Raw genomic sequence first — 25,176 nt, 5'->3', positions numbered from 1 at the left:
AAGTCGCTTGATGTCAGCTGATTTCTCGCAAGGAGAAAGCCTCTTTAAAGGGATGAAAGTCGCATGGTTGTGCGGGTATGACGATTCTCATCCGCCCTCTCCCGGGTACACGACGGTTCGTCACCGGGCAGCGGGGGCAGGGGGGTTGGTGGCACCATGGGAGCCAGCGGGGGGAGTCCGGGGGACCGAGCTCCCTGGTGGGCAGAGCGGGACCGAGCGAGGGTGTGATCAGTCGTGGCCATTTCACTGTCTGTGGTGTTGCTGTTGGCAATCATCCTGGTGGTGCTGATCCGTGGGGGGAACCTCAAGGCGGGCCCGGCCGTGGTCGCCGTCCTTTTCGGCTTCTTCCTCGCCTCCACCGGCATGGCCGACGACATCCAGCGCTTCCTCGACTCGATAACGCAGACGGTCGCGTCCATCAAGTTCTGACGGGTTCCGGACGACGACGGGCCCCCGCCGGAGAAACCGGTGGGGGCCCGTCGGCCACGCCGGAGCGCGGGTCGGAACGGAAGGACCGGGGCCGCGGGAAGGGAACAGGGCGGCGAAACGCCTCGGGGCCGGTCCGGGAGGAACTCTCCGGACCGGCCCCGAGGGCGCGTGGAGCGGGTGACGGGAATCGAACCCGCGTAGCTAGTTTGGAAGACTAGTGCTCTACCATTGAGCTACACCCGCACAGCATCGCGCCGCAGGTCACGAGGACCGCGGCACGAGGAGCATGTTAGCGGTTCGCGGGGGGTTCGCGCACACCCGGAAAACTGAGGGCGCCGCACAGTCCCCGTCCATGTACCCTACGTGTCGCACCGACGGGGTGTGGCGCAGCTTGGTAGCGCGTCCGCTTTGGGAGCGGAAGGCCGTGGGTTCAAATCCCGCCACCCCGACCATGACGATCACGCGCGGAGCCCGCGCGCTCTTGATCACGTTGTGGGCGTCAACCCGCTTGCGGTTACTATGCAAGCTGCGTGCCCGTGTGTCTTTCTGACCGGGCCGACCCGCCGGGACCGCTCACAAGCGGCACCGGTGGATTCCAGGAATCAGCCACAAGGAGACCGAACCGTGAAGAGCGCCGTGGAGACCCTGAACCCGACTCGGGTTCGGCTCACTGTCGAGGTGCCCTTCGAGGAGCTCAAGGACAGCCTCGACGCGGCGTACAAGAAGATCAACCAGCAGGTCACGGTCAAGGGCTTCCGTAAGGGCAAGATCCCTGCTCGCGTGATCGACCAGCGGTTCGGCCGCGGCGCCGTGCTGGAAGAGGCCGTCAACGACGCGCTCCCGAAGTTCTACACCGAGGCCGTCAACGAGGCCGAGGTCAACCCGCTCGGCCAGCCCGAGGTCGACATCACCGAGCTGAAGGACGGCGAGCTGCTGGCCTTCACCGCCGAGGTCGACATCCGCCCGACGATCGAGATCCCGGACTACTCCGGCATCGAGGTCACCGTCGACGCGGTCGAGGTCACCGACGAGGACGTCGAGAAGTCCGTGGAGCAGCTCCGCGAGCGCTTCGCCTCGACCTCCCCGGTCGAGCGCGCCGCCCAGGACGGCGACGTCATCACCGTGGACCTGCAGGCCAAGGTCGACGGAGAGGTGCTGCCCGACGGCGTCGCCGACGGCGTCTCGTACACGATCGGCTCGGGCGAGCTGCTCGACGGCATCGACGAGGCCGTCAAGGGCCTGGAGGCCGGTGGAGAGGCCACCTTCAGCTCCCAGCTGAAGGGCGGCTCCGCCGAGGGCAAGGACGCGGAGGTCACCGTCAAGGTCACCGCCGTCGCCGCCCGTGAGCTCCCCGCGCTGGACGACGAGTTCGCGCAGCTCGCCTCGGAGTTCGACACCCTCGACGAGCTGAAGGCCGACAGCCGCAAGCGCCTCGAGAACATGAAGCAGTTCGACCAGGCCACCCAGGCCCAGGAGCGCGTCCTCGACGAGCTCCTCAAGCTGGTCGAGGTCCCGATGCCCGAGAAGCTCCTCGAGGACGAGATCAACACCCGCAAGCACAACCTGGAGCACCACCAGCTCGGCCAGATGGGCATCGACCTCGCCAAGTACCTGGAGATCCAGGGCAAGACCGAGGAAGAGTTCCTGGCGGAGACCCAGGAGCAGGCCGAGAAGGGCATCAAGACGCAGTTCATCCTCGATGAGCTCGTCAACAAGGAGAAGCTCGACGTCTCCCGCGAGGAGCTGACCGAGCACCTGTTCCGCCGTGCCGCCTCCTCCGGCATGAGCCCCGACCAGTTCGCCCAGGCCGTGGCCCAGGGCGGCCAGGTGCCGATGCTCGTCGGCGAGGTCGCCCGCGGCAAGGCCCTCGCGGTCGTCGTCGAGGCCGCCAAGGTCGTCGACAGCAACGGCGAGGTCGTGGACCTGTCGGACGACGAGGACGAGGTCGAGACCGCCGCCGAGGCCGTCGAGGCCGTCACCGGCGAGGCCGAGGTCTCCGAGGACAAGTAGGGGCCTTCCGCCCCCGGCGGACCCCGTCCCACGGGCCCGCGCGCACTCCGGTGCGCGCGGGCCCGTGGGCTTTCCCGCGACGCCGGGCCGCCCCTGCGCGTTCCCGTGGCCGCTTACACGTCCCCCACTACCTTGCGCTCCCAGCGAACAGTTCGGGAACCGGGATGGCGTTGTCCCACCTGCGCGTTAGGGTCCATGAATACGAGGGCAGTGCCCTCCGAACGAGACGCTGAGACGGCTCTGGCCGTCGGAGACGAGCAGGTGGATACGTGACGAATCTGAAGCCTTACGCCGCGGGTGAGCCGTCCATCGGTGGCGGCCTCGGCGACCATGTCTACAACCGGCTGCTCGGCGAGCGGATCATCTTCCTCGGCCAGCAGGTCGACGACGACATCGCCAACAAGATCACCGCTCAGATGCTCCTCCTGGCCGCCGACCCGGAGAAGGACATCTTCCTCTACATCAACAGCCCCGGTGGCTCGGTGACGGCCGGCATGGCCGTCTACGACACCATGCAGTACATCCCGAACGACGTCGTCACCATCGGTATGGGCATGGCGGCGTCCATGGGCCAGTTCCTGCTCACCGGCGGCACCCCCGGCAAGCGCTTCGCCCTGCCGAACACCGACATCCTGATGCACCAGGGCTCCGCCGGTATCGGCGGCACGGCCTCCGACATCAAGATCCAGGCCGAGTACCTGCTCCGCACGAAGAGGCGGATGGCCGAGATCACCGCGCACCACTCCGGCCAGACCGTCGAGGCGATCATCCGCGACGGCGACCGCGACCGCTGGTTCACCGCGGAGGAGGCCAAGAACTACGGCCTCATCGACGACATCATCACGCACGCCGCGGGTGTTCCGGGCGGCGGCGGCACGGGCGCCTGAGCGCCGGCCGCCCGCAGCAGAGCCCCAGCCCCCCGCCGAACGCCACCAGGACGGTGAACACCCAGATGCAGAACAACCTCTCCCCGAGCGGCCTCTACACCGGCGCGCCGATGGACAACCGCTACGTCGTGCCGCGCTTCGTCGAGCGCACCTCGCAGGGCGTCCGCGAGTACGACCCGTACGCGAAGCTGTTCGAGGAGCGCGTGATCTTCCTCGGCGTGCAGATCGACGACGCCTCCGCCAACGACGTCATGGCCCAGCTCCTCTGCCTGGAGTCGATGGACCCCGACCGGGACATCTCGATCTACATCAACAGCCCCGGTGGCTCCTTCACCGCGCTGACGGCGATCTACGACACGATGCAGTTCGTGAAGCCGGACATCCAGACGGTCTGCATGGGCCAGGCGGCCTCCGCCGCGGCCGTGCTGCTCGCCGCGGGCACCCCCGGCAAGCGGATGGCCCTGCCGAACGCCCGCGTGCTCATCCACCAGCCGTCCGGCGGCACCGGCCGAGAGCAGCTCTCCGACCTGGAGATCGCGGCCAGGGAGATCCTGCGGATGCGCGACCAGCTGGAGACCATGCTGGCCAAGCACTCGACCACGCCGATCGAGAAGATCCGCGAGGACATCGAGCGTGACAAGATCCTGACGGCCGAGGACGCCCTGGCGTACGGCCTGGTCGACCAGATCATCTCGACCCGCAAGAGCACGGCCTCCGCGGGAAACTGACGCCCGACCTTCCCCTGGCACGGTCCTTGTGGCCGAATCACGACCATGAGAACCGTGCCAAGGGGGGCCCGAACGAGGGGCCCGGCAAGGTACCGTCGAATATGAGGCACCAGGAGTCGCTGAACCAGGCGCTCCCAGGCGAAGGGGAAGCACCTCGTGGCACGCATCGGTGATGGCGGCGACCTGCTCAAGTGCTCGTTCTGCGGAAAGAGCCAGAAGCAGGTGAAGAAGCTCATCGCGGGTCCCGGTGTGTACATCTGCGACGAGTGCATCGACCTCTGCAACGAGATCATCGAGGAAGAACTCGCGGAGACGAGCGAGGTGCGCTGGGAGGAACTTCCCAAGCCCCGCGAGATCTACGAGTTCCTCGAGGGGTACGTCGTCGGGCAGGAGCCCGCGAAGAAGGCCCTCTCGGTCGCGGTCTACAACCACTACAAGCGGGTCCAGGCCGGTGAGAACGGCGGCGGGCAGAGCCGGGACGACGCCATCGAACTGGCCAAGTCCAACATCCTGCTGCTGGGCCCCACCGGCTCGGGCAAGACGCTGCTCGCGCAGACACTGGCCCGGATGCTCAACGTCCCGTTCGCCATCGCCGACGCGACGGCGCTGACGGAGGCCGGCTATGTCGGCGAGGACGTCGAGAACATCCTGCTGAAGCTGATCCAGGCGGCCGACTACGACGTCAAGAAGGCCGAGACCGGGATCATCTACATCGACGAGATCGACAAGGTCGCCCGTAAGAGCGAAAACCCGTCGATCACGCGGGACGTCTCCGGCGAGGGCGTGCAGCAGGCCCTGCTGAAGATCCTGGAGGGCACCACCGCCTCCGTACCGCCGCAGGGCGGACGGAAGCACCCGCACCAGGAGTTCATCCAGATCGACACGACGAACGTGCTCTTCATCGTGGGCGGCGCCTTCGCCGGCCTGGAGAAGATCATCGAGTCGCGGGCGGGCTCCAAGGGCATCGGCTTCGGGGCGACCATCCGCTCCAAGCGCGAGATCGAGGCCAGCGACCAGTTCCAGGAGGTCATGCCGGAGGACCTGGTGAAGTTCGGGATGATCCCCGAGTTCATCGGCCGCCTCCCCGTGATCACCTCGGTGCACAACCTGGACCGCGAGGCCCTCCTCCAGATCCTCGTCGAGCCGCGCAACGCGCTGGTGAAGCAGTACCAGCGCCTCTTCGAACTCGACGGTGTGGAGCTGGACTTCGACCGCCCGGCCCTGGAGGCCATCGCCGACCAGGCGATCCTGCGCGGCACCGGCGCACGCGGTCTGCGCGCCATCATGGAGGAGGTCCTCCAGTCGGTGATGTACGAGGTCCCGTCCCGCAAGGACGTGGCCCGGGTCGTCATCACGGCGGACGTCGTCCGCGACAACGTGAACCCGACGCTGGTCCCGAGGATCGTGAAGAACGACGGCAGGCACGAGAAGTCGGCGTAGCCACCGGAACGGCGAAGAGGGGGTCCCGCCCGAGGCGGGACCCCCTCTTCCATGTCCGTGTCCGTGCCCGGCCCCCGGGAGGCGGAGAGCGGAATCCGGTCAGAGCTTGACGCGGACTTCCTCGCGGAACTTGGCGGTGAGGGCGGCGGCGTCCTCGGCCGAACCGGACTTGCCCGCGATCATGGACGCCATGTCGACGGGGACGACGAAGCCCACCGTCGAGTGGTCGGCCCAGACGCACATCGTCATGGAGAACGCGGGCGTGCCGTTCGCCGCGTTCGGCTTGGTCTTCGCCTGCTGGCACTTCAGGACCGCGCCGTCGAGCCCGGCCGGTGTGTACGCCTGCGGGCTGCCGACCAGCTCCGGCTCCTCGGGGTTGCCCTTGTCCTTGTCGGCCTCGGCCTTGGACGCCGCGAAGATGGCGTCGACGACCTTCTCCGGGTCGGCGATCTCGCCGTACAGACCGTTGAACGAGATCATCTTGACGCCCATCGGGTTGGCCGGGTCCTTCACCTGGTAGGAGGCGCCGGCTTCCTTGGCGTTCTTCACGCCGTTCTTCTCGGCCTCCTTCAGGGAGTTCCTGTCCGCGGAACCCTCCTTGCCGGGGGCCTTCTTGTACTCGCCGAGCACGGTCTCCGGGGTGATCAGCTTGTGCGGGCCGTCGTCCGCGACCGAGGAGCCCCCGCTCCCACCGAGCACGAAGTACGCGCCGACGCCGATCGCCGCGACCACCGCGACCGCGCCGATGATCCAGCCCGCCTTCGACTTCTTCGGAGCGGGCGGGTGCGGCACATGGCCACCGGGGCCCTGCGGGGCGCCGTAGGGCGGCTGCTGCCCGTAGGGGCCGGGCTGCTGCGGGTAGCCGTACGGGCCCTGCGGAGGCTGCTGCGGCGGAACGCCCTGGGGGGCCTGCTGGGGGTATCCGTATCCCGGCTGGGGCGCCTGCGGCTGGCCGTACGGGCCCGGCTGCTGCGGCTGGCCGTAGGGGCCCGGCTGGCCGTAGGGGCCGGGCTGCTGGGGCGGCTGGCCGCCGTACGGGCCCGGCTGGTTGTAGCTCATCGACAGGTTCCCCTCACAGAATGTTTATGCCTGCCGGACATCCTGGCGGAACCGCCGCCCGAGCAGTGCGGCGGGGGCCACACCGTTACCGAACGATCGCGTTTCAGGACCACGCCGTGACACCCCTAAACTGGGCCCGTGACCGAGAACCCTCAGCAGCAGACAGCGCCCACCACCGAACTGCCGACCCAGTACGCGCCGGCCGAGGTAGAGGGGCCGCTGTACGAGCGCTGGGTGGAGCGCGGGTACTTCGAGGCGGACGCGAAGAGCGAGAAGCCCGCGTACACCATCGTCATCCCGCCGCCGAACGTCACCGGCTCGCTCCACCTGGGCCACGCCTTCGAGCACACGCTGATCGACGCCCTCACCCGCCGCAAGCGGATGCAGGGCTTCGAGACGCTGTGGCAGCCCGGCATGGACCACGCGGGCATCGCCACCCAGAACGTCGTCGAGCGCGAGCTGGCCAAGGAGGGCAAGTCCCGCCACGACCTGGGCCGCGAGGCCTTCGTCGAGCGCGTCTGGGAGTGGAAGGCCGAGTCCGGCGGCCAGATCGCCGGCCAGATGCGGCGCCTCGGTGAGGGCCTGGCGTGGAGCCGGGACCGCTTCACCATGGACGAGGGGCTGTCCCGGGCCGTCCAGACCGTCTTCAAGAAGATGTTCGACGACGGTCTGATCTACCGCGCCGAGCGCATCATCAACTGGTGCCCGCGCTGTCTGACGGCGATCTCCGACATCGAGGTCGACTACCAGGACGACGACGGCGAGCTCGTCTCGATGAAGTACGGCGAGGGCGAGGACACCATCGTCGTCGCCACGACCCGCGCGGAGACGATGCTCGGCGACACCGCCGTCGCCGTCCACCCCGACGACGAGCGCTACGCCCGTCTGATCGGCAAGCGGATCAAGCTGCCGCTGACCGACCGCACGATCCCGGTCGTCGCCGACACCCATGTCGATCCGGAGTTCGGCACCGGCGCCGTCAAGGTGACCCCGGCGCACGACCCCAACGACTTCGCCATCGGCCAGCGCCACGGCCTCGACTCCATCGAGGTCCTCGACGAGCGCGGTGTGATCACCGTCCACGGCCCCTTCGAGGGCCTGGACCGCTTCGAGGCGCGTTCCGCGATCGTCGCCGCCCTGCGCGCCGAAGGCCGGATCGTCGCCGAGAAGCGCCCCTACGTCCACTCCGTCGGGCACTGCTCCCGCTGCAAGACGACGCTGGAACCGCGTCTGTCGATGCAGTGGTGGGTCAAGGTCGAGACCCTCGCCAAGGCCGCCGGTGACGCGGTCCGCGACGGCCGGGTCGACATCCACCCGGCCGACATGTCGCAGCGCTACTTCGACTGGGTCGACAACCTCAACGACTGGTGCATCTCGCGCCAGCTCTGGTGGGGCCACCGCATCCCGGTCTGGCACGGCCCGGACGGCGAACTGGTCTGCGTCGGACCGGACGAGGAGCCGCCCACGGGCGAGGGCTGGACGCAGGACACCGATGTCCTCGACACCTGGTTCTCCTCCGGCCTGTGGCCGTTCTCCACGCTCGGCTGGCCCGAGCGGACGCCCGACCTGGAGAAGTTCTACCCGAACTCCGTCCTGGTCACCGGCTATGACCTGATGTTCTTCTGGGTCGCCCGGATGATGATGTTCGGCCTGTACACGATGGACGGCCAGCCGCCGTTCCGCACGATCGCGTTCCACGGCATGGTCCGTGACGAGCTCGGCAAGAAGATGTCGAAGTCGTTCGGGAACACCGTCAACCCGCTGGACTGGATGGACAAGTACGGCTCCGACGCCCTGCGCTTCACGCTGGCCAAGGGCGCCAACCCGGGCGTGGACGTCCCGATCGGCGAGGACTGGGTCCAGGCGTCCCGGAACTTCGCCAACAAGATCTGGAACGCCACCCGCTTCGCGATGATGAACGGCGCGACGGTCGAGGGCCCGCTGCCGGACGCCGCCGCGATGTCGGCGACCGACCGCTGGATCCTCTCGCGGCTGAACAAGATCGTCGCCGAGGCGGACGCCCACTACGACGACTACCAGTTCGCCAAGCTCGCGGACGCGCTCTACCACTTCGCGTGGGACGAGGTCTTCGACTGGTACGTCGAGCTGTCGAAGACGACGTTCTTCGACGGCGGCGAGCAGGCCAAGGTCTCGGCGCGGGTCCTGGGCGAGGTCCTCGACGTCACCCTGCGGCTGCTCCACCCGATCGTCCCGTTCGTCACGGACACCCTGTGGACCACGCTGACGGGCCAGGAGTCGGTCGTCATCGCCGACTGGCCGAAGGACTCCGGATTCCGCGACGAAGCCGCGGAGAAGGAGATCGAGCTGGTCCAGCGGGTCGTCACCGAGGTCCGCCGCTTCCGCTCGGACCAGGGCCTCCAGCCCGGCCAGAAGGTCCCCGCCCGGCTCGACCTGAGCGGCACCGCCATCGCTCCGCACGAGGCGGCCATCCGCCAGCTGCTGCGCCTTCAGCCGGAGGGCGAGGGCTTCGCCGCCACCGCCTCCCTGCCGGTCGCGGGCTGCACGGTCGCGCTCGACCTGTCGGGCACGATCGACGTGGCCGCCGAGCGCAAGCGGCTCTCGAAGGACCTGGCCGCCGCCGAGAAGGAGAAGGCCCAGGCCGAGGCCAAGCTCGGCAACGAGGCGTTCCTGGCGAAGGCGCCCGACAACGTCGTGGACAAGATCAAGGGGCGACTGGCCAAGGCGGACGAGGACATCGCCCGCATCCAGAACCAGCTGGCGAACCTGCCGCAGGGTTAGCGGCCGGTCCCTCGGGACGCGCGTACGGCGAAGGGCCCGGAACCGGTCGACGGTTCCGGGCCCTTCGCCGTACCCCGGGGGGAGGGCTCCGCTCGAAAGGCTCCGCTCAGGACTCCGTGGCGACCGGGCCGACGCCCGCCGTCTCGGCGTTGCGGCGGGTCTTCGCCCAGCCGGTCCTGCCGCGGACGAGGCGGACGAAGCCCCGGGTGGAGACGATGAAGAGGTGGTACGCGTAGAGCCAGAGCGCGAAGCCCCACAGGAGGCCCTTGAGGCGGGAGCGGTCGGGGGCGAACTCGCGGCGGTAGACGGGGCCCCAGAGCAGGAAGGGGACGACGGAGACCACCGCGAGGGCGAGCGCGAGCGGCCAGGCGGCGAGGACGACCTCGGCCGCGCCGCCGCCGGTCACCAGCGCCACCAGCATGATCAGGGTGAGCAGCAGGGTGGCGAGGTGGGCGATGGGCTGGAAGAAGGTGTAGAGGGACTCCACGACGCCGCGGGCCTTGTAGTGGCGGGAGCCGATGATGCGGGTGGCGTAGCGGACGCACTGGATGTTGCCCTGGGCCCAGCGGGTGCGCTGGGTGAGGAAGCGGCGGGTGTAGGGCAGCGCTTCCTGGGTGACCCAGGTGTCGTGGACATGGGTGATCCGGTAACCGGCGAGACGCATGTGGAGGCCGAGCTCGTAGTCCTCCAGGAGGGCGTCGTGCTGCCAGGGGCGGCGCTCGGCGGCGGCGATCCGGTCGAGGGCGGTGAGGCGGGTGAACTGGCCGTTGCCGCCGAGGCCGACGGAGCCGGTGCGGCGGCGCAGCAGCTGCATCCCGGTGTTGGAGACGGCGAACTCGGCGTCCTGCATCCGGATCAGGAGGCGGGCGTAGGCGTTGGCGGCACGGCCGCCGTGTTCCAGGGGGCGTTCGTCCTCGACGTTGCGCATCCGGACGCCGATCTGCACTCCGCCCGTGTCCGGGTCGCCGAAGGCGTCGGGGCCGCTGACGTGGGTGAGGGTGTCGGAGGACAGCTGGCCGTCGGCGTCCACGACACAGACGATCACCCGGGAGCGGTCGGTGTCCGCCTCCAGGTGCTCGTCGAGGGCGGTGTAGGCCGAGTTGAGGGCCGCGCCCTTGCCGATGCGGGCGTCGGGGCGGCGCCGGGAGACCAGATGGACACGGGGGTCCTGGTCGGCGAGGGCGGTGACGATGGGGGCGGTGAGGTCGTCGCTGGCGTCGTCGATGACCCAGACGTGACTGCCGGGGAAGTCGCCGCGCAGCCGGGTGACGGTGGTGGCGATGACGGCCTCCTCGTCGCGGCAGGGGACGAAGAAGTGCCAGTCGAACGCGGCCGGGTCACCGGGCCGGGAGGGCTCACGCCGGTCGTAGGCGTGGCGCGACCCGGCCCAGTACACGAGGAAACCGGCGAGCAGCAGGAACGGGAAGACGTACAGCAGGAGATGGAAGCTCATGGCGGTGCTCCGGGGGAGTCTCAGGCCGCGGTGGCGTGGGCGTGGCGGGGGGCCGGGACCGTCCGGTCCGCGTTCCGCCCGGCGACCAGGTCGCCGAGCAGACCGGCGATCCGGTGGGACGCGGTGCCGTCGCCGTACGGGCTGGGCAGCGTGCCCAGGTGGCGCAGACCGAGGCCGCCCTCGGCGAGCCTGCGGCGGGCCGCCGTGCCGATGCCGGGGCCCGGCTCGACCAGGTCGGCGAAGTCGGTGAGGGACTCGGGCCGTTCGGTGGAGCGGCGGACGACGACGAGGGGACGGCCGAGGACGGTCGTCTCCTCCTGGATGCCGCCGGAGTCGGAGACGATCAGGGCCGCGTGCCGGGCCAGCGCCAGGAAGGTGCCGTATCCGGCCGGGGGCAGCACGGTGAGGCCGTCGAGGAGGTGCGCCAGACCGGTGGCCTCCACCCGGGCCCGGGTGCGGGGGTGCAGCGGGAGGACGACCGGCAGTTCGCGGGCGAGCGCGGCCAGCTCCGTCAGGACGGCGGCGAGGGCGGCCGGGTCGTCGGTGTTCTCCGGGCGGTGGACGGTCGCCAGGACGTAGCCGTCGGGGACGAGGCCGCTGACGGCGAGCAGCCGGGCGCGCTCCTGCGGCGGCGGGAGGTGGTCGTGGACGGCTTCGACGACGGTGTTGCCGGTGACGGCGATCCGCTCGTCCGCGATGCCCTCGGCGAGGAGGAGGTCGCGGTTGTCGGGGGTCGCGGCGCACAGGACGTCGGCGAGCCGGTCGATGAGGACCCGGTTGTGCTCCTCGGGCATGGCCCGGTCGTGGCTGCGCAGGCCCGCCTCCACGTGGACCAGGGGGAGGTCGCGGGCGTTGGCGGCGAGCGCGCCGGAGAGCGCCGCGTTGGTGTCGCCCTGGACGACGACCGCGAGCGGCGGATCGGCGGCGAACCGCTCGTCCAGACCGGCGAGCGCGGCGGCGACCTGCACGGCGCGCGGCTGCCCGCCGACCCCCGTCAGGTACTCGGGCTCGGGCAGCCCCAGTTCGTCGAGGAAGTCGCCGGAGAGGGCGTCGTCGTAGTGCTGGCCGGTGTGCACGACCCGGGCGGCCGGGCCGAGGACCCGGATCAGTTCGGCGAGCTTGACCAGCTCGGGGCGGGTACCGAGGACGACGGCGACACTGCGGGCGGGAAGGGGCTTCATGCCTTCGAAGTTGCCGGGTGTCGGTCGCGCGCTGCGGTGGCGCACGGTTGCGACATGGTTGTACCCGGTGTCCCGGGGGCCGCTCGGGACCTCGGTCCGGGACCTTCGGCCCTCCGGCCCGGGATCTCCGTCCCGGAAGGGGGGTGTTCCCGGTCACGGGAGGCCCTTCGGCGCGGGGCGCGGTCCCGGTCCGGGGGCCCGGTCCCGAGACCGGGGAGTCCGGGGACGGGGTGGCCGCCCCGGGGCGGGTCGGTGGGCGGTGGCCGGGGGTGGTGCTCTCGCGGGGTGGCGAGTCGGGGGTATGCCCTGGGGCTGGGTACGGGCTGGGTACGGGCTGGGTACGGGCTGGGTACGGGCCGGGCGGGCATCGCGCGGGCCGTGCGAAGGCCGAGCGGGCCGGGCTCGCCCGGGTGCGAGCGGTGGCCGGGGCGGCGGGGCGTGACGCGGGGACCGGGTACGGGCGAGGCCGCCGCCTGGGACGGGTGCGGTGCAGGGACGGGCGGTGGCCGGGGCGGCTCGGGTGCGGGTCGGTTGCGGGTCGGCGGACGGTGGCCGATTGCCGCCCCGGCCCGTGGTCGGGCGTGATCGGTGGCCGGGGTGGACGGTGACTGGGCGTGGTCGGGGGCTGGGCGTCGGTGGTGGTCGGGTGTCGGGCCGAGTCGGGGGCTGGGGGTCGACGGTGGTCGGGCGCCGATGGTGGCTGGGCGTCGACGGCGACCGGGCGTGGTCGGGTGGCGGGCGGTGTCGGGGCCGGGCGTGGTTTCCGGTCCGGTGCGTGGGGCCGTCATCCGTCCGGGGCGGGGCCCTTCGTCGTACGGGAGGCGCTCTCGTAGCGGTAGCCGAGGCCCCGGACCGCCTCCAGCGGGTCGCGGGACCCGTCCCCGCCCGCCGTGCGGAGCTTGCGGCGGAGCCGGAGCACCGCGAACTTGACCCGGTCCCGGCCGATCGTCGTCGTGTCGTCCCAGACCTGGTCGAGGAGCTGCTCGGTGGTGACGACCCGGCCCCGGTTGCGGACCAGGAGCTGGAGCAGCCGGTACTCGATGTCGCTCAGCCGGATCTCGCTGCCCTGCCAGAGCGCCGCCCGCCGCTCCGGGACCAGCCGCAGGTCCTCCTCCACCGGCTCGCCCGCCCACTGCCGGGGCCCCGACCTGCGCAGCAGCGCCTCCACCCGGGCCAGCAGCTCCTCGTGCGCGAACGGCTTGACCAGGTAGTCGTCGGCGCCCGACCGCAGCGCCCGCACCCGGTCGTCCACCTCCCCCAGGCCCGAGAGGACCAGGACCGGCAGGTCGCTCATGTCCCGGGTCCGGTCCAGCACCTCCCAGCCGTCCAGGGCGGGCAGCAGCAGATCGAGGAGCATCAGGGAGGGGCGTTCGGCGAAGAGCAGCCGCAGGCCCTCGCGGCCGTCGCCCGCGACGGACACCTCGTAACCGCGCCGGGCGAGCGTCACCCGCAGCGCCAGCGCCAGATCGGGGTCGTCCTCGACGATCAGGAGCCTGGTCATGGGCGGGAGAGGGGCAGCCGTACGGTGAACACCGCGCCCGGCCGGTCCTCGTGGTTCCGGACGGTGATCGTCCCGCCGTGCAGCCGGACCGTGTCGAGGGCGCCCGCGAGCCCGAGCCCGGTGCCCGGGTAGCCGCCGCGCCGGGCGTTGGGGGCCCGTACGAACGGTGTGAAGATCTCCTCGTGGTACTCCAGCGGCACCCCGATCCCGTCGTCGCTGATCTCGATCGTCCAGTGGTCGGCGGCCGGTCTGCCGACGACCTCCACGCGCCCCTCGTCCGGGGTGAAGCGCAGCGCGTTGCCCAGCAGCTCTTCGAGGGCGCCCGTGAGCAGCCCCCCGTCGGCGAGCAGCGGCGGTCCGGTGACCGGGCATTCGGCCGCGATGTAGGGGCCGCCGCCCTCGGCCCGCTGGAGCGCTTCGAGGACCACCCGCTCGATCAGCTCGTGGACCAGGACCGGGCCGAGCCGGGGCTCGGGAGCGGGCCCCCCGGAAGCCGTCCTCGGCAGTTGTTCGGCCACCGACCGCATCCGCTGGGCACCGCGCCGGATGGCGCCGACGTACGCGGTCTGCTCCTGGCTGAGCGGGCCGCCCAGCGGATCGAGGAGGAGTTCGGCGAAGCTCAGCACGGTGGCGAGCGGGGTGCGCAGCTCGTGCAGGGCCCGCCCGGCGAACGCGGCCCGCTCGTCGGCGAGCGCCGCCAGCTTCCGTACCTGCTCGTACAGGTTCTCCTCGGCCTCGCTCTGCCGCGTCACGTCCTCGACCAGCCACAGGTGCCCGTGGAGGCGGTTCCCGTCGGCGACGGGGGAGCGGCGGCGGCGCAGCGTCCGGCCGTCCCGCAGGTGGTAGTCGGTGGTGCGGGTGACGGGGCCGTGGGTCTCGCTCTCCTCCAGGAGCCTGCGCCGCTCCTCCGGCCGGTCCAGCAGTCCGGCGAGATGGCCGACGACCCGGTCCCGGGGGGTGCCGGGGGAGAGGTCGATCCCGGCGGGCAGCCGCAGCAGCGCGGCGAAGCGGTGGTTGACCCGGATCACCCGCAGCTCCCGGTCGAGCAGGAGCGCCGCCTGGGGGAGGGCGTCGAGGAGCGCGGCGGCGAGGGACAACTGCTCCTGTGAGGCTTCGTGCACGCCTCCGAGTCAAACAGCAAAAAGGACGAAGTGCCCGATGTCACAGCAGACGGGACTTCAGGTCCATCTCATCGGGACGAAAGACCCTGGATGATGGAGGGCATGTTCCGCCTCCCCGCCTTCCCCGCGCTCCGTCGTCGCGTGGACCGGTGGGCGGTGTCGCCCCGCGCGCTCGACGTGATCGCCGCGCTCAGCGCCTTCGGCCTGATGGTGCTGGACGTGCCGGGGCTCGCCCGCGCGGACAACTCCCTCAGCGGTGTCACCGCGACCCTCGCCCTGGCGGCCGGGGCGTCGGCGCTGGTGCTCCGGCGGCGGCTGCCGTGGGTCCCCTACGCGGTGGCGCTCGGCCTGATGGGCTGGCTGCACGAACTGACCATGATCCAGTTCGCCCTGTACGCGCTCGGGCGGTACCGGGGGCGGCGCGCCGCCGTCGCCGCGACCCTGCTGTACGTCGCCGTCGCCTACGGTCTCTTCCAGACGCCCGGCTGGCCCGCCCGGCACGGCGACACCCTCAGCGACTTCCTGAGCCTGGTCGTCCCGATCGGCGTCCTCGCGGCGGGCGTCGGCGTCGCCGCGTACCGCCACGACCTCGTCCATGCCCTGGAGGCGCAGCGCCGGGATGCCGCCGCCCGGCAGGCCGTCCAGGAGGAGCGGATCTCGGTCGGCCGGGACGTCCACGACCTGGTCGGACGCGAGCTGACCGTGCTCGCGGTACGGGCCGAGGTCCTCGCCGTACGGGCCAGGGGGGACGCGCACCAGAAGGACTTCGAGGAACTGGCGGACACCGCCCGGCGCGCCCACCTCATGCTCAACGAGACGCTCGTGCGCCGCGCCGACCGGGACGCGGCCACCCCCGGTCTCGAAGGGCTGACGGTGCTCGCCGCGGAGAGCGAACGGATGGGCAGCCCCGTGGAGCTGGCCGTCGCGGCGGAGGCGAAGGCGCTGTCGCCGCTGCGGCAGGCGGCCGTGCACCGGGTCGTCCAGGAGTGCCTGACGAACGCGGCGAAGCACGCGCCGGGCCTGCCGGTGGCGGTCACGATCACCGTCGAGGGCCGCGATCTGCGCACCGAGGTGCGCAACCCGCTGCCGAAGACCCCGCCGGACCGGGCGCCCGTCTCGACCGGCACCGGCCTGTTCTCCATGGAGGAACGGGTCACGAGCATGGGCGGCACCCTGCGCGCCCGCGCGGGGGACGGCGTCTACACGGTGACGGCGCTGCTTCCGACGGGCCTGGACGGCTGAAAGGTTTCTCCTCAGGGGGCGGGCCCGCCGGGACCCGCTCCTGAGGGACCGCCGGGAGCCGTCCCGGCGGACCGCCGAGGACCGCCCTTGGACCGCAGGGGACCGCCTCTGGACCGCCGAGGGCCACCCCGGCAGGGGGCGCCGGGGTCCTCTCCGGCAGGGCCCCGGGAGGGACTTCCGAGGCCGCCTTCTGGGGGAGCTCCTGGCAGGGACTTCCGGCGGGGCTTCTGAGGCCGCCACCGTCAGGGCCCGGACAGGGACCCCCAAGGTCCCCTCCGTCAGGGCCCGGGCAGGGACCCCCGAGGCCCCCTCCGGCAGGCACTCCCAGAAGGACTCATTCCCGGAAGGCCCCCGAGGCCCCCTCCGGGAAGAACCCCCGTAGGCCCGCCCCGCCCCGCCGGGCCCCTACCTCACCGTCTCCGCCTTCCCCAGCACCCGCTGGAGCGCGTCGAAGTCCTCCACGCAGCGGCCCGAGCCCAGGGCCACGCAGTCCAGCGGGTCGTCCGCGACGAAGACCGGGATGCCGGTCGCCGAGGCCATCCGCAGGTCGAGGCCCGGCAGCAGCGCCCCGCCGCCGGTGAGCACGATCCCGTACTCCATGACGTCCCCGGACAGCTCGGGCGGGCACTCCTCCAGCGTCACCCGGACGGCCGCGATGATCGCCTCCACCGGCTCGTCGAGCGCCTCCCGCACCTCCGGCACCGTCAGTTCCACCGTCCGGGGCAGCCCGCTGACCTTCTCCCGGCCCCGCACGGTGAACGTACGGCCCTCGCGCTCCTCCTCGCCCGGCACCGGCCAGGCGCTGCCGATCGCCACCTTCACGTCCTCGGCGGTCCGCTCGCCGATCAGCAGCGAGTGCGCCTTGCGGACGTAGTCGGTGACCGCCGCGTCCAGCCGGTCGCCGCCCACCCGGAGGGACTGGGCGGTGACGATCCCGCCGAGCGAGATCACCGCCACCTCCGTCGTACCGCCGCCGATGTCGACGACCATCGAGCCGCGCGGGTCGGAGACCGGGAGGCCCGCGCCGATCGCCGCCGCCATCGGTTCCTCGACGAGATGGACCGCGCGGGCGCCCGCCGAGAGCGAGGCGTGCACGATGGCCCGCCGCTCGACCTGGGTCACCCCGCTCGGCACGCACACCACCATCCGGGTGCGCGGGCGCCTGCGCCCGGGGAAGGCCTTGCGCACGAAGTGCCGGATCATCTCCTCGGCGGCCTCGTAGTCGCTGATCACCCCGTCCCGCAGCGGACGGACCGCGGTGATCGAGCCCGGGGTCCTGCCGATGGTCTCCTTCGCCTCCGTACCGACCGCGAGCGCGTGCCGGGAACCCTCCTGCATCGCCACCACGGACGGCTCGTTGAGCACGATGCCCCGCCCGCGCGCGTAGAGGAGCGTGTTGGCCGTGCCGAGGTCGATCCCTATGTCCATGATCGCCAAGTTTGCCCGGCGGGCGGGACGCACGGCGGGCCGAAGGTCCCGAAACGACCGGGTCCATGGTCCTGTCGGTCGTGGTGTCGCGGTCGCTCCGTAGACTGGGCCCGTGAGTGAGCCCCGCGACCCGTCCGACACGCCCGACGCCTTCGACGCCATCGTCGACGACGAAACCACCCGTGATCCCGATCTGGCGGTGATCGAGGCCGGTAGCCGCACCCTGCGCACCCAGGCCGGGCCGCCGGTCGGGGACCCCGTGCCCGGCCGCCCCGAGGACCCGGAGCTGGACAAGGCCCTGCGCGAGGTGGAGACCGAGCTGTCCACCCGCTGGGGCGAGACCAAGCTGGAGCCCTCCGTCACCCGGATCGCGGCCCTGATGGACGTCCTCGGCGAGCCGCAGCGCGCGTACCCCTCGATCCACATCACCGGCACCAACGGCAAGACGTCCACGGCCCGCATGATCGAGGCGCTGCTCGGCGCCTTCGAGCTGCGCACCGGGCGGTACACCTCGCCGCACGTGCAGACGATCACCGAGCGGATCAGCCTGGACGGCGCCCCGATCTCCGCCCGGCGGTTCATCGAGACCTACCAGGACGTCAAGCCGTACGTGGAACTGGTCGACTCCCGCGAGGAGTACCGGCTCTCCTTCTTCGAGGTCCTCACCGGGATGGCGTACGCGGCCTTCGCCGACGCCCCGGTCGACGTGGCCGTCGTCGAGGTCGGCATGGGCGGCACCTGGGACGCGACGAACGTGATCGACGCGACCGTCGCCGTCGTCACCCCGATCGACCTCGACCACACCGACCGGCTCGGCGGCACGACCGGCGAGATCGCCGGGGAGAAGTCCGGGATCATCAAGCAGGACGCGACCGTCATCCTGGCCCAGCAGCCGGTGGACGCGGCGCAGGTGCTGCTGAAGAAGGCCGTCGGCGCGGACGCCACCGTGGCCCGCGAGGGCATGGAGTTCGGCGTCGTCTCCCGCGAGGTCGCGGTCGGCGGGCAGCTCCTCACCCTGCGCGGTCTGGGCGGCGAGTACGACAACGTGTTCCTGCCGCTGCACGGCGCCTACCAGGCGCACAACGCGGTGGTGGCGCTCGCCGCCGTCGAGGCGTTCTTCGGGATCGGCAGCCAGCACGCCAGGACCCTGGACGTGGACACGGTCCGGCAGGCCTTCGCCCGGGTGACCTCGCCCGGCCGCCTGGAGATCGTCCGCTCCTCCCCGACGGTGGTCCTCGACGCCGCGCACAACCCGCACGGCGCGCGCGCCACGGCGGAGGGCATCGGCGAGGCCTTCGGCTTCTCCCGGCTCATCGGCGTGGTCTCCACGAGCGGCGACAAGGACGCCCGGGGCCTCCTGGAGGCCTTCGAGCCGATCTTCGCGGAGGTCGTGATCACCGCGAACTCCAACCCCCGGGCCACCGACGTGGACGAGCTCGCCGCGGTCGCGGTCGAGGTCTTCGGCGAGGACCGGGTCGTCGTCGAGCCGAGGCTGCCCGACGCCATCGAGGCGGCGATCACCCTGGCCGAGGAGGACGCCGAGTACGGCGGCGCCGGAGTGCTGGTGACCGGTTCGATCTTCACGGTCGGCGATGCCCGGCTGCTCCTCCGGAAGGGCTGAGTCCGATGCGCACGCTCTGTTCCTCGACGCTCATCGGCGAGTTCTTCGTGATCGGCTTCGCCGGTCTCGTGGCGATGAAGGACGACAGCCTCGCGATGTCCACCGTCTGGTGGGTCTGCGGTGTCGCCATGGTCCTGTCGGTGCTGCTGTGCGGCATGGTCACCCGGCCCGGTGGCGTGCAGCTCGGCTGGGCCCTCCAGATCGGCCTGGTCGCCAGCGGGTTCTTCGTCCCGACGATGTTCTTCCTCGGCGCGGTCTTCGCCGGTCTGTGGTGGGCCTCCGTCCACTACGGGCGGCGGATCGACGAGGTCAAGGCCGGCTGGGCCGCGACCCAGGCCGCCGGGGCCTCGGCAGGGCCTGACGCTGCGTAACCGAGGGAGGTGCGGGGCCTGTAGCCTCGGAGGTCCCGCACACCGCTTTTCCGAAGGAGTTCCCCCGTGAGCCAGCGCACGCTCGTCCTGCTCAAGCCCGACGCCGTCCGCCGTGGCCTGGTCGGCGAGATCATCGGCCGTATCGAGCGCAAGGCCGGCTGGACCCTGGCGGCCCTGGAACTGCGCGAGCTGGACCAGGAGACCCTGGAGCAGCACTACGGCGAGCACCGTGGGAAGCCGTTCTACGAGCCGCTGATGGGCTTCATGGCCTCGGGCCCGGTCGTCGCGCTCGTCGTCGAGGGCGAGCGGGTCATCGAGGGCGTCCGCCAGCTGGCCGGACCGACCGACCCGATCGCCGCCGCCCCCGGCTCGATCCGCGGCGACTTCGGCACCATCGTCCGCGAGAACCTGATCCACGCCTCCGACTCCGAGGAGTCGGCCCTCCGCGAGCTGAAGATCTTCTTCCCCGGCCTGGTCTGACCGGTACCGGCCGACCGGCACCGGCTGAGGGCCTCCGGCTGACTAGTCTTGTCTGACCAGCACCGCCTCACCGGCACCAGCTGGCCGACACCGGCTCACCGGCACCGCTCGACCGGTGCCGTCCGGACCGCGCACCGGCCCGCGCTGACCGGGCGTCAGCCGAACGCAGCACCCTGATGGGGCGACCGAAGGAATTCGGTCGCCCCCAGGCATATGAACGCCCATCCCGGGAACGGATCGCCGCGTCCTTCCGTCACCTGTACAGGGGCGGACCACCGCGCGGTATCCGCGTCGGCGGCACTACGATGGAAAACTCCACGCCGCACCACTCTCAGCCATGGGAAACAAGGGGAACTCAATGTCGTTCATCGGCCGTGACATGGCTGTCGACCTCGGGACCGCCAACACGCTGGTGTACGTCAGAGGCCGCGGGATCGTCCTGAACGAGCCCTCCGTCGTCGCCATCAACACCAACACCGGTGGCATCCTCGCGGTCGGCGCGGAGGCGAAGAAGATGATCGGCCGGACCCCCGGCAACATCGTCGCCGTACGCCCCCTCAAGGACGGCGTGATCGCCGACTTCGAGATCACCGAGCGGATGCTCCGCTACTTCATCCTCAAGATCCACAAGCGGCGCTACCTGGCCCGCCCCCGGGTCGTCGTCTGCGTGCCCTCCGGCATCACCGGGGTCGAGCGCCGCGCCGTCATCGAGGCGTCCACGCAGGCCGGTGCCCGTCAGGTGCACATCATCGAGGAGCCCATGGCGGCGGCCATCGGATCGGGCCTCCCGGTCCACGAGGCCACCGGCAACATGGTCGTGGACATCGGCGGCGGCACCACCGAGGTCGCCGTCATCTCCCTCGGCGGGATCGTCACGGCGCAGTCGATCCGCGTCGCGGGCGACGAGCTGGACAACGCGATCATCCAGCACATCAAGAAGGAGTACTCGCTCCTCCTCGGCGAGCGCACCGCCGAACAGATCAAGATCACCATCGGTTCGGCGTACGACCTCGACAAGGACGAGCACACCGAGATCCGCGGCCGGGACCTCGTCTCCGGCCTCCCGAAGACCGTCGTCATCTCCGCCGCCGAGGTCCGCAAGGCCATCGAGGAGCCGGTCAACGCGATCGTCGACGCGGTGAAGACCACCCTCGACAAGTGCCCGCCGGAACTCTCCGGTGACGTCATGGACCGCGGCATCGTTCTCACCGGTGGCGGCGCCCTGCTCCGGGGTCTGGACGAGCGCCTCCGTCGCGAGACCGGGATGCCGATCCACATCGCCGAGGACCCGCTCGACTCGGTGGCGCTCGGCGCGGGCAAGTGCGTGGAGGAGTTCGAGGCCCTCCAGCAGGTCCTGGACGCCCAGCCGCGCCGCTGACGGGGGCGGGCCGCCACCGCCGCCCCACCCGCACAGCCGAACAACCGAAGAACCGGACCACGAGGAAAGGCACGGCCGCCGCACGTGAGGGACACACGAGAGAGCCGGCTGCTCCTGGTGCTGCTGATCGCCATCGCGTTCGCACTGATCACGGTGGACATCCGGGGCGGCCAGGAGTCACCCGTCGACGGTGCCCGGCAGGCCGCGGCCGCGGTCTTCGGGCCCGTCGAGAACGGTGTGGCCGCCGCCGTCGATCCCATCGGCAACGCCATAGGAGCCGTACGGGACTCCGGTGAACGGCACACCAGGATCTCCGCCCTGGAGAAGGAGAACGCCGAGCTGAAGGCGCGGCTCGGCAGCGACGACCGCAACCGCAACCGGCTCCGCGAGCTCGACTCCATGCTGAAGACCGCGGGCGCCGGACAGTACGGCATCAAGGGCGCGCAGGTCATCGCCATAGGAGCGGCCCAGGGCTTCTCCTGGACGGTCACCGTCGACGTCGGCGCCCGGGACGGCATCACCCGGGACATGACCGTGCTCAACGGCTCCGGACTCGTCGGCCGCGTCACCACCGTCGGCCCCTCGACCTCCACGGTCCTGCTCGCCAACGACCCCGACTTCACGGTCGGCACCCGGATGGAGAAGTCCGACGAACTCGGCTTCGCGACCGGCCAGGGCGACCGTCCGCTGCTCGTCCAGCTCCTCAACGGCAAGGCCAAGGTGAAGGCCGGGGACCGGCTCGTCACCTTCGGCTCCCGCGCCGACAAGCCCTTCGTGCCCGGCGTCCCGGTCGGCGAGGTCGTCCGCGTCGACCCGGCGGGCGGCGGCCTCACCCGCAACGTCTACGTCCGCCCGTACGTCGGCTTCACCAAGCTCGACATCGTCGGCGTCGTCGTCCAGGCCCCGCGCTCCGACCCGCGCGACGCCGTCCTGCCGCAGAAGCCGAAGCCCGCGCCGACCGTCACGGTCACCGTCACACCGACCCCGGCGGACGGACAGCGCAACCCCGACGGACAGCGGGACGGCCAGCCGCAGGACCAGGCACAGGGCCTCAGGCCCGGCCAGAACCCGCAGGCACCCCAGAACCAGAACCAGAACCAGCAGGCGCCGCAGGACCAGGGGGACGCGACACCGTGAAGTTCAACCGCATCCTCCTCTCCGCCACCCTGATCGTGGTGGCGATGGTCGTCCAGGTCTCCGTCCTGGCCCGGCTCCAGCTCCCCGGCGCCGTCCCGGACCTGGTGCTGCTGACCGTCGTCGGCCTCGCCCTGGTGTACGGACCCGTCAGCGGCTCCCTCATCGGCTTCGCCGCGGGCCTCCTCGCCGACCTCGCCCCGCCCGCCGACCACGCCGCCGGACGGTACGCCCTCGTGCTCTGCGTCGTCGGCTACCTCGTGGGCCTGGCCCGGCCCGAGAACGGCAGACTGACCTCCGCGACCGGCCCGATGGCCGTCGTCGTCGCGGCGGCCGTCGGCTCCACCCTGCTGTACGCGGGCGTCGGCGCCCTCGTCGGCGACACCGCGGCCCGCCATGTCGGCCTGGGATTCCTGCTGTTCACCGCGGCCGTGTACGACCTGCTCCTCGCGCCCTTCACGGTGCCGCTCATCATGGCGCTGGCCCGCCGCGCGGAGAACGACCCGCTCGCCGACGCGGGCGGCGGCAACGGCGCCGACGTCGCCTCCGGCTGGCTCTCCTCCGGCACCGGCCTGAGGATCGGCGGCCAGCGCGGCGGCCTGCGCGTGAAGGCCGCCCGGGGCCGCGCCTCACGGGCCGGACGCATCAAGGGAGTCAAGCGACTGTGACCGAGGGGGCACCGGCGGTATGAGCAACATCCCCGAGACAGGACGGACCCCCCGGGTCCAGATCCGGCTCGTCGTCATCCAGATCCTCGTCTTCTCGCTGCTGCTGACCCTGGGGGGCCGGCTCTGGTACCTCCAGATCCGCAACGGCAAGGAGTACACGGACGAGGCGAAGAACAACCACGTCCAGCAGGTCGTGCAGCCCGCCGTGCGCGGCTCCGTCCTCGACGCCCGGGGCGTCCCGCTCGCCGACAACGAGACCCGGCTCGTGGTCTCCGCGTCCCGCACCGAGCTGATGAAGATGAAGGACCGGGGCAGGACCGTCCTCACCCGGCTCGCCGACGTCCTCGACATGAAGCCCGACGAGGTCATCAACAAGATCCGGCTCTGCGACTCCCAGACCCCCAAGCCCTGCTGGAACGGTTCGCCCTACCAGCCGATCCCGGTCACCGACGAGGCCACCACCCAGCAGGCCCTCCAGATCCGGGAACGCGCCGAGGACTTCCCCGGCATCACCGCCGAGCCCACCGCCGTACGCCGCTACCCGGCCCCCGGCAAGTCCCGCACCTCCCAGGTCCTCGGCTACCTCTCACCCGTCACCGACGCGGAGATCGAGAAGGCCAAGGACACCGACTCGCCGTTCCTCCGCTCCGACCAGGTCGGCCGCTCGGGACTCGAACGCACCTACGACAAGCAGCTGCGCGGCAAGGCGGGCGTCACCCGCTACGAGGTCGACAACCTCGGCCGGGTCATCGGCCAGGCCAAGAGCGACCCCGCCGTCCCCGGCTCCAACGTCGTCACCTCCATCGACGCCCGCGTACAGGCGGTCGCCGAGTGGGAGCTGAACAACGCGATGGTCGAGGCCCGCAAGGTCTACGACAAGAACACCAGCGAGAACTACAAGGCCGACACCGGCGCCGTCGTCGTCATGGAGACGAAGACCGGCCGGATCGTCGCCATGGCCTCGCTGCCCGACTACGACCCCAACGCCTGGGTCGGCGGCATCTCCGCCAAGGACTACGCGGCCCTCACCGGCAAGGACTCCAACCTCCCGCTCCTCAACCGGGCCATCCAGGGCCAGGCCGCCCCCGGCTCGATCTTCAAGGTCATCCCGACCACCGCCGCCGTCAACGCGGGCTACGACTTCAACGGGCGCTACCCCTGCCCGTCCTCGTACTCCATCGGCAACCAGGTCTTCAAGAACTTCGAGTCCCAGGGCCACGGCAGCATCACCCTCGGCCAGGCCCTCGAAGTCTCCTGCGACACCGTCTACTACGCCCTCTCCCACCAGCAGTGGCAGAAGGACGGCGGCATGAAGCCGAAGAAGGACGCCAAGGACTGGTTCTACCGGACGGCCCACCAGTTCGGCCTCGGCGCCGAGACCGGCATCGACCTCCCCAACGAGGTCACCGGACGGGTCCCCGACCGCAAGTGGAAGCAGGACTTCTGGGCGGCCAACAAGGACTACTGGTGCAAGATCGGCAAGCGCGGCGGCACGTACGTCGAGCAGCTCTCGTACGAGAACTGCCTCGAAGGCAACCTCATGCGCGCCGGTGACTCCGTCAACTACTCCATCGGCCAGGGCGACACCCTCGTCACCCCCATCCAGATGGCCACCATCTACGCCGCCATCGCCAACGGCGGCACCCTCTGGAACCCCACCGTCGGCAAGGCGGTCATCAGCCCCGACGGCAAGCGGATCACCGAGATCGAGCCCAAGGCGCACGGCAAGCTCCCGATGAACGCCAAGACCCAGGGGTTGATAGAGCAGGCCCTCGCGGGAGTCGCGACCCGTGGCACCGCCGCCTGGCGATTCGGCGGCTGGCCGCAGGACAAGATCCCGATGCACGCCAAGACGGGCACCGCCGAGGTCTACGGCAAGCAGACGACCTCCTGGTTCGCCACGTACACCGGGGACTACGCGATCGTCATGACGATCTCCCAGGGCGGCACCGGCTCCGGCGCCTCCGGACCCGCCGTGCGCAACATCTACGACGCGCTCTACGGACTCGACGACGCGGGCAACCAGGACCTCAAGAGGGCCCTGCTGCCGCAGCCGCAGAAGAGCCTGCCCAAGATCGAGGCGGACGGCTCCATCGACGCCCCGAAGATCGGACCGTACGACCCCGAGATCCAGAAGGTCGACCCGAACGCGCCCCTCAGGACGCCCGACGGCACCCGGCCCCCGGCCGACCCCGCCCTGCCCGACCCCACCAAGCCCGACCCCGCCCAGCGGGACCAGCAGGAACTCGCGGGCCCGCCCGCCGCCTGGCGGAGGGACTGACCCC

Annotated in this window: 20 protein-coding genes and 2 tRNA genes; 15 read left to right on the top strand and 7 right to left on the bottom strand. The window is 71.2% G+C overall.

Annotation, left to right across the window (positions count from 1 at the left end):
* Positions 1 to 234: 234 nt before the first annotated feature.
* Positions 235 to 429: a hypothetical protein gene (locus ACFXGN_RS19025; RefSeq protein WP_056558898.1), complete on the top strand. Its 195-nt coding sequence runs from the start codon at positions 235 to 237 to the stop codon at positions 427 to 429.
* Between the two features lie 169 nt (positions 430 to 598).
* Here the strand turns inward: ACFXGN_RS19025 and ACFXGN_RS19020 are convergent.
* Positions 599 to 672, bottom strand: a tRNA-Gly gene (locus tag ACFXGN_RS19020).
* Between the two features lie 132 nt (positions 673 to 804).
* Between ACFXGN_RS19020 and ACFXGN_RS19015 the strand changes: the two genes are divergently transcribed.
* The 5 genes from ACFXGN_RS19015 to clpX all read left to right on the top strand — a co-directional run bounded on the left by ACFXGN_RS19015 (position 805) and on the right by clpX (position 5,494).
* A tRNA-Pro gene (locus tag ACFXGN_RS19015) sits at positions 805 to 881 on the top strand.
* Positions 882 to 1,053: 172 nt separating this feature from the next.
* Positions 1,054 to 2,439: a trigger factor gene (gene tig / locus ACFXGN_RS19010; protein ID WP_351791909.1), complete on the top strand. Its 1,386-nt coding sequence runs from the start codon at positions 1,054 to 1,056 to the stop codon at positions 2,437 to 2,439.
* Positions 2,440 to 2,708: 269 nt separating this feature from the next.
* A complete protein-coding gene (locus tag ACFXGN_RS19005; RefSeq protein WP_384860273.1) occupies positions 2,709 to 3,326 on the top strand; it encodes an ATP-dependent Clp protease proteolytic subunit in 618 nt (205 codons plus the stop codon).
* Between the two features lie 65 nt (positions 3,327 to 3,391).
* Positions 3,392 to 4,054: an ATP-dependent Clp protease proteolytic subunit gene (locus ACFXGN_RS19000; protein ID WP_366440676.1), complete on the top strand. Its 663-nt coding sequence runs from the start codon at positions 3,392 to 3,394 to the stop codon at positions 4,052 to 4,054.
* 156 nt (positions 4,055 to 4,210) lie between these two features.
* Positions 4,211 to 5,494, top strand: a complete 1,284-nt coding sequence (gene clpX, locus ACFXGN_RS18995; protein ID WP_384860270.1) for an ATP-dependent Clp protease ATP-binding subunit ClpX — start codon at positions 4,211 to 4,213, stop codon at positions 5,492 to 5,494.
* Between the two features lie 99 nt (positions 5,495 to 5,593).
* Here clpX and ACFXGN_RS18990 read toward each other — a convergent pair whose 3' ends face one another.
* On the bottom strand, positions 5,594 to 6,553 hold the full coding sequence (locus tag ACFXGN_RS18990; RefSeq protein WP_384860267.1) for a hypothetical protein: 960 nt from the start codon (positions 6,551 to 6,553) through the stop codon (positions 5,594 to 5,596).
* Between the two features lie 138 nt (positions 6,554 to 6,691).
* Between ACFXGN_RS18990 and ACFXGN_RS18985 the strand changes: the two genes are divergently transcribed.
* Positions 6,692 to 9,313 carry a valine--tRNA ligase gene (locus tag ACFXGN_RS18985; protein ID WP_384860264.1) on the top strand — a complete coding sequence of 874 codons (2,622 nt, stop codon included), beginning with the start codon at positions 6,692 to 6,694 and terminating at the stop codon, positions 9,311 to 9,313.
* Positions 9,314 to 9,419: 106 nt separating this feature from the next.
* Here ACFXGN_RS18985 and ACFXGN_RS18980 read toward each other — a convergent pair whose 3' ends face one another.
* From ACFXGN_RS18980 to ACFXGN_RS18965, 4 genes are all read right to left on the bottom strand, one after another.
* Positions 9,420 to 10,766 (bottom strand): glycosyltransferase, encoded by a 1,347-nt coding sequence (locus tag ACFXGN_RS18980; RefSeq protein ID WP_384860261.1) that lies wholly within the window; start codon positions 10,764 to 10,766, stop codon positions 9,420 to 9,422.
* Between the two features lie 20 nt (positions 10,767 to 10,786).
* Complete coding sequence (wecB, locus tag ACFXGN_RS18975) at positions 10,787 to 11,947, bottom strand: non-hydrolyzing UDP-N-acetylglucosamine 2-epimerase (protein ID WP_384860259.1); 1,161 nt, start codon at positions 11,945 to 11,947, stop codon at positions 10,787 to 10,789.
* A 784-nt stretch (positions 11,948 to 12,731) separates the two neighbouring features.
* Positions 12,732 to 13,448: a response regulator transcription factor gene (locus tag ACFXGN_RS18970; protein ID WP_384860256.1), complete on the bottom strand. Its 717-nt coding sequence runs from the start codon at positions 13,446 to 13,448 to the stop codon at positions 12,732 to 12,734.
* Positions 13,445 to 14,569, bottom strand: coding sequence for a sensor histidine kinase (locus ACFXGN_RS18965; RefSeq protein WP_384860254.1), 1,125 nt, complete (start codon positions 14,567 to 14,569; stop codon positions 13,445 to 13,447). Before ACFXGN_RS18965 ends, ACFXGN_RS18970 begins: the two co-directional genes overlap by 4 nt.
* A gap of 102 nt (positions 14,570 to 14,671) precedes the next feature.
* Here ACFXGN_RS18965 and ACFXGN_RS18960 point away from each other — a divergent pair, with 102 nt between their 5' ends.
* Entirely contained in the window at positions 14,672 to 15,811 is a 1,140-nt protein-coding gene (locus tag ACFXGN_RS18960) for a sensor histidine kinase (protein ID WP_384860251.1), read from the top strand.
* 405 nt (positions 15,812 to 16,216) lie between these two features.
* On the opposite strand, the gene ACFXGN_RS18955 is transcribed toward ACFXGN_RS18960, so the two are convergent.
* The gene (locus ACFXGN_RS18955; protein ID WP_351792781.1) at positions 16,217 to 17,239 is read right to left on the bottom strand and encodes a rod shape-determining protein; all 1,023 of its coding nucleotides are present in this window, start codon (positions 17,237 to 17,239) and stop codon (positions 16,217 to 16,219) included.
* Between the two features lie 112 nt (positions 17,240 to 17,351).
* Between ACFXGN_RS18955 and ACFXGN_RS18950 the strand changes: the two genes are divergently transcribed.
* The 7 genes from ACFXGN_RS18950 (at position 17,352) to mrdA (ending at position 25,172) form a co-directional block, all read left to right on the top strand.
* Positions 17,352 to 18,860, top strand: coding sequence for a bifunctional folylpolyglutamate synthase/dihydrofolate synthase (locus tag ACFXGN_RS18950; RefSeq protein WP_384860248.1), 1,509 nt, complete (start codon positions 17,352 to 17,354; stop codon positions 18,858 to 18,860).
* Between the two features lie 5 nt (positions 18,861 to 18,865).
* Positions 18,866 to 19,231 (top strand): DUF4233 domain-containing protein, encoded by a 366-nt coding sequence (locus ACFXGN_RS18945; RefSeq protein WP_384860245.1) that lies wholly within the window; start codon positions 18,866 to 18,868, stop codon positions 19,229 to 19,231.
* 66 nt (positions 19,232 to 19,297) lie between these two features.
* Complete coding sequence (gene ndk / locus ACFXGN_RS18940) at positions 19,298 to 19,711, top strand: nucleoside-diphosphate kinase (RefSeq protein WP_351792789.1); 414 nt, start codon at positions 19,298 to 19,300, stop codon at positions 19,709 to 19,711.
* Positions 19,712 to 20,069: 358 nt separating this feature from the next.
* Positions 20,070 to 21,089 (top strand): rod shape-determining protein, encoded by a 1,020-nt coding sequence (locus ACFXGN_RS18935; RefSeq protein ID WP_125753625.1) that lies wholly within the window; start codon positions 20,070 to 20,072, stop codon positions 21,087 to 21,089.
* 84 nt (positions 21,090 to 21,173) lie between these two features.
* Complete coding sequence (gene mreC / locus ACFXGN_RS18930) at positions 21,174 to 22,226, top strand: rod shape-determining protein MreC (RefSeq protein WP_384860242.1); 1,053 nt, start codon at positions 21,174 to 21,176, stop codon at positions 22,224 to 22,226.
* On the top strand, positions 22,223 to 22,891 hold the full coding sequence (gene mreD / locus ACFXGN_RS18925; protein WP_384860239.1) for a rod shape-determining protein MreD: 669 nt from the start codon (positions 22,223 to 22,225) through the stop codon (positions 22,889 to 22,891). The genes mreC and mreD overlap by 4 nt, the downstream gene beginning before the upstream one ends.
* A gap of 19 nt (positions 22,892 to 22,910) precedes the next feature.
* Positions 22,911 to 25,172: a penicillin-binding protein 2 gene (mrdA, locus tag ACFXGN_RS18920; RefSeq protein WP_384860237.1), complete on the top strand. Its 2,262-nt coding sequence runs from the start codon at positions 22,911 to 22,913 to the stop codon at positions 25,170 to 25,172.
* The last annotated feature ends 4 nt before the right edge of the window (positions 25,173 to 25,176 follow it).

The sequence above is a fragment of the Streptomyces sp. NPDC059247 genome (assembly GCF_042754005.1).
Classification (GTDB): Bacteria; Actinomycetota; Actinomycetes; order Streptomycetales; family Streptomycetaceae; genus Streptomyces.
This window is presented reverse-complemented; position numbering and strand designations above follow the sequence as displayed.

What these genes read in the sequence shown, in the direction of transcription:
- ACFXGN_RS19000 (WP_366440676.1), top strand. Translation starts at nt 3,392, where the DNA reads ATGCAGAACAACCTCTCCCCGAGCGGCCTCTACACCGGCGCGCCGATG.
- ACFXGN_RS18990 (WP_384860267.1), bottom strand. Translation starts at nt 6,553, where the DNA reads ATGAGCTACAACCAGCCGGGCCCGTACGGCGGCCAGCCGCCCCAGCAG.
- ACFXGN_RS18980 (WP_384860261.1), bottom strand. Translation starts at nt 10,766, where the DNA reads ATGAGCTTCCATCTCCTGCTGTACGTCTTCCCGTTCCTGCTGCTCGCC.
- wecB (WP_384860259.1), bottom strand. Translation starts at nt 11,947, where the DNA reads ATGAAGCCCCTTCCCGCCCGCAGTGTCGCCGTCGTCCTCGGTACCCGC.
- ACFXGN_RS18970 (WP_384860256.1), bottom strand. Translation starts at nt 13,448, where the DNA reads ATGACCAGGCTCCTGATCGTCGAGGACGACCCCGATCTGGCGCTGGCG.
- ACFXGN_RS18960 (WP_384860251.1), top strand. Translation starts at nt 14,672, where the DNA reads ATGTTCCGCCTCCCCGCCTTCCCCGCGCTCCGTCGTCGCGTGGACCGG.
- ACFXGN_RS18955 (WP_351792781.1), bottom strand. Translation starts at nt 17,239, where the DNA reads ATGGACATAGGGATCGACCTCGGCACGGCCAACACGCTCCTCTACGCG.
- ACFXGN_RS18945 (WP_384860245.1), top strand. Translation starts at nt 18,866, where the DNA reads ATGCGCACGCTCTGTTCCTCGACGCTCATCGGCGAGTTCTTCGTGATC.
- ACFXGN_RS18935 (WP_125753625.1), top strand. Translation starts at nt 20,070, where the DNA reads ATGTCGTTCATCGGCCGTGACATGGCTGTCGACCTCGGGACCGCCAAC.
- mrdA (WP_384860237.1), top strand. Translation starts at nt 22,911, where the DNA reads ATGAGCAACATCCCCGAGACAGGACGGACCCCCCGGGTCCAGATCCGG.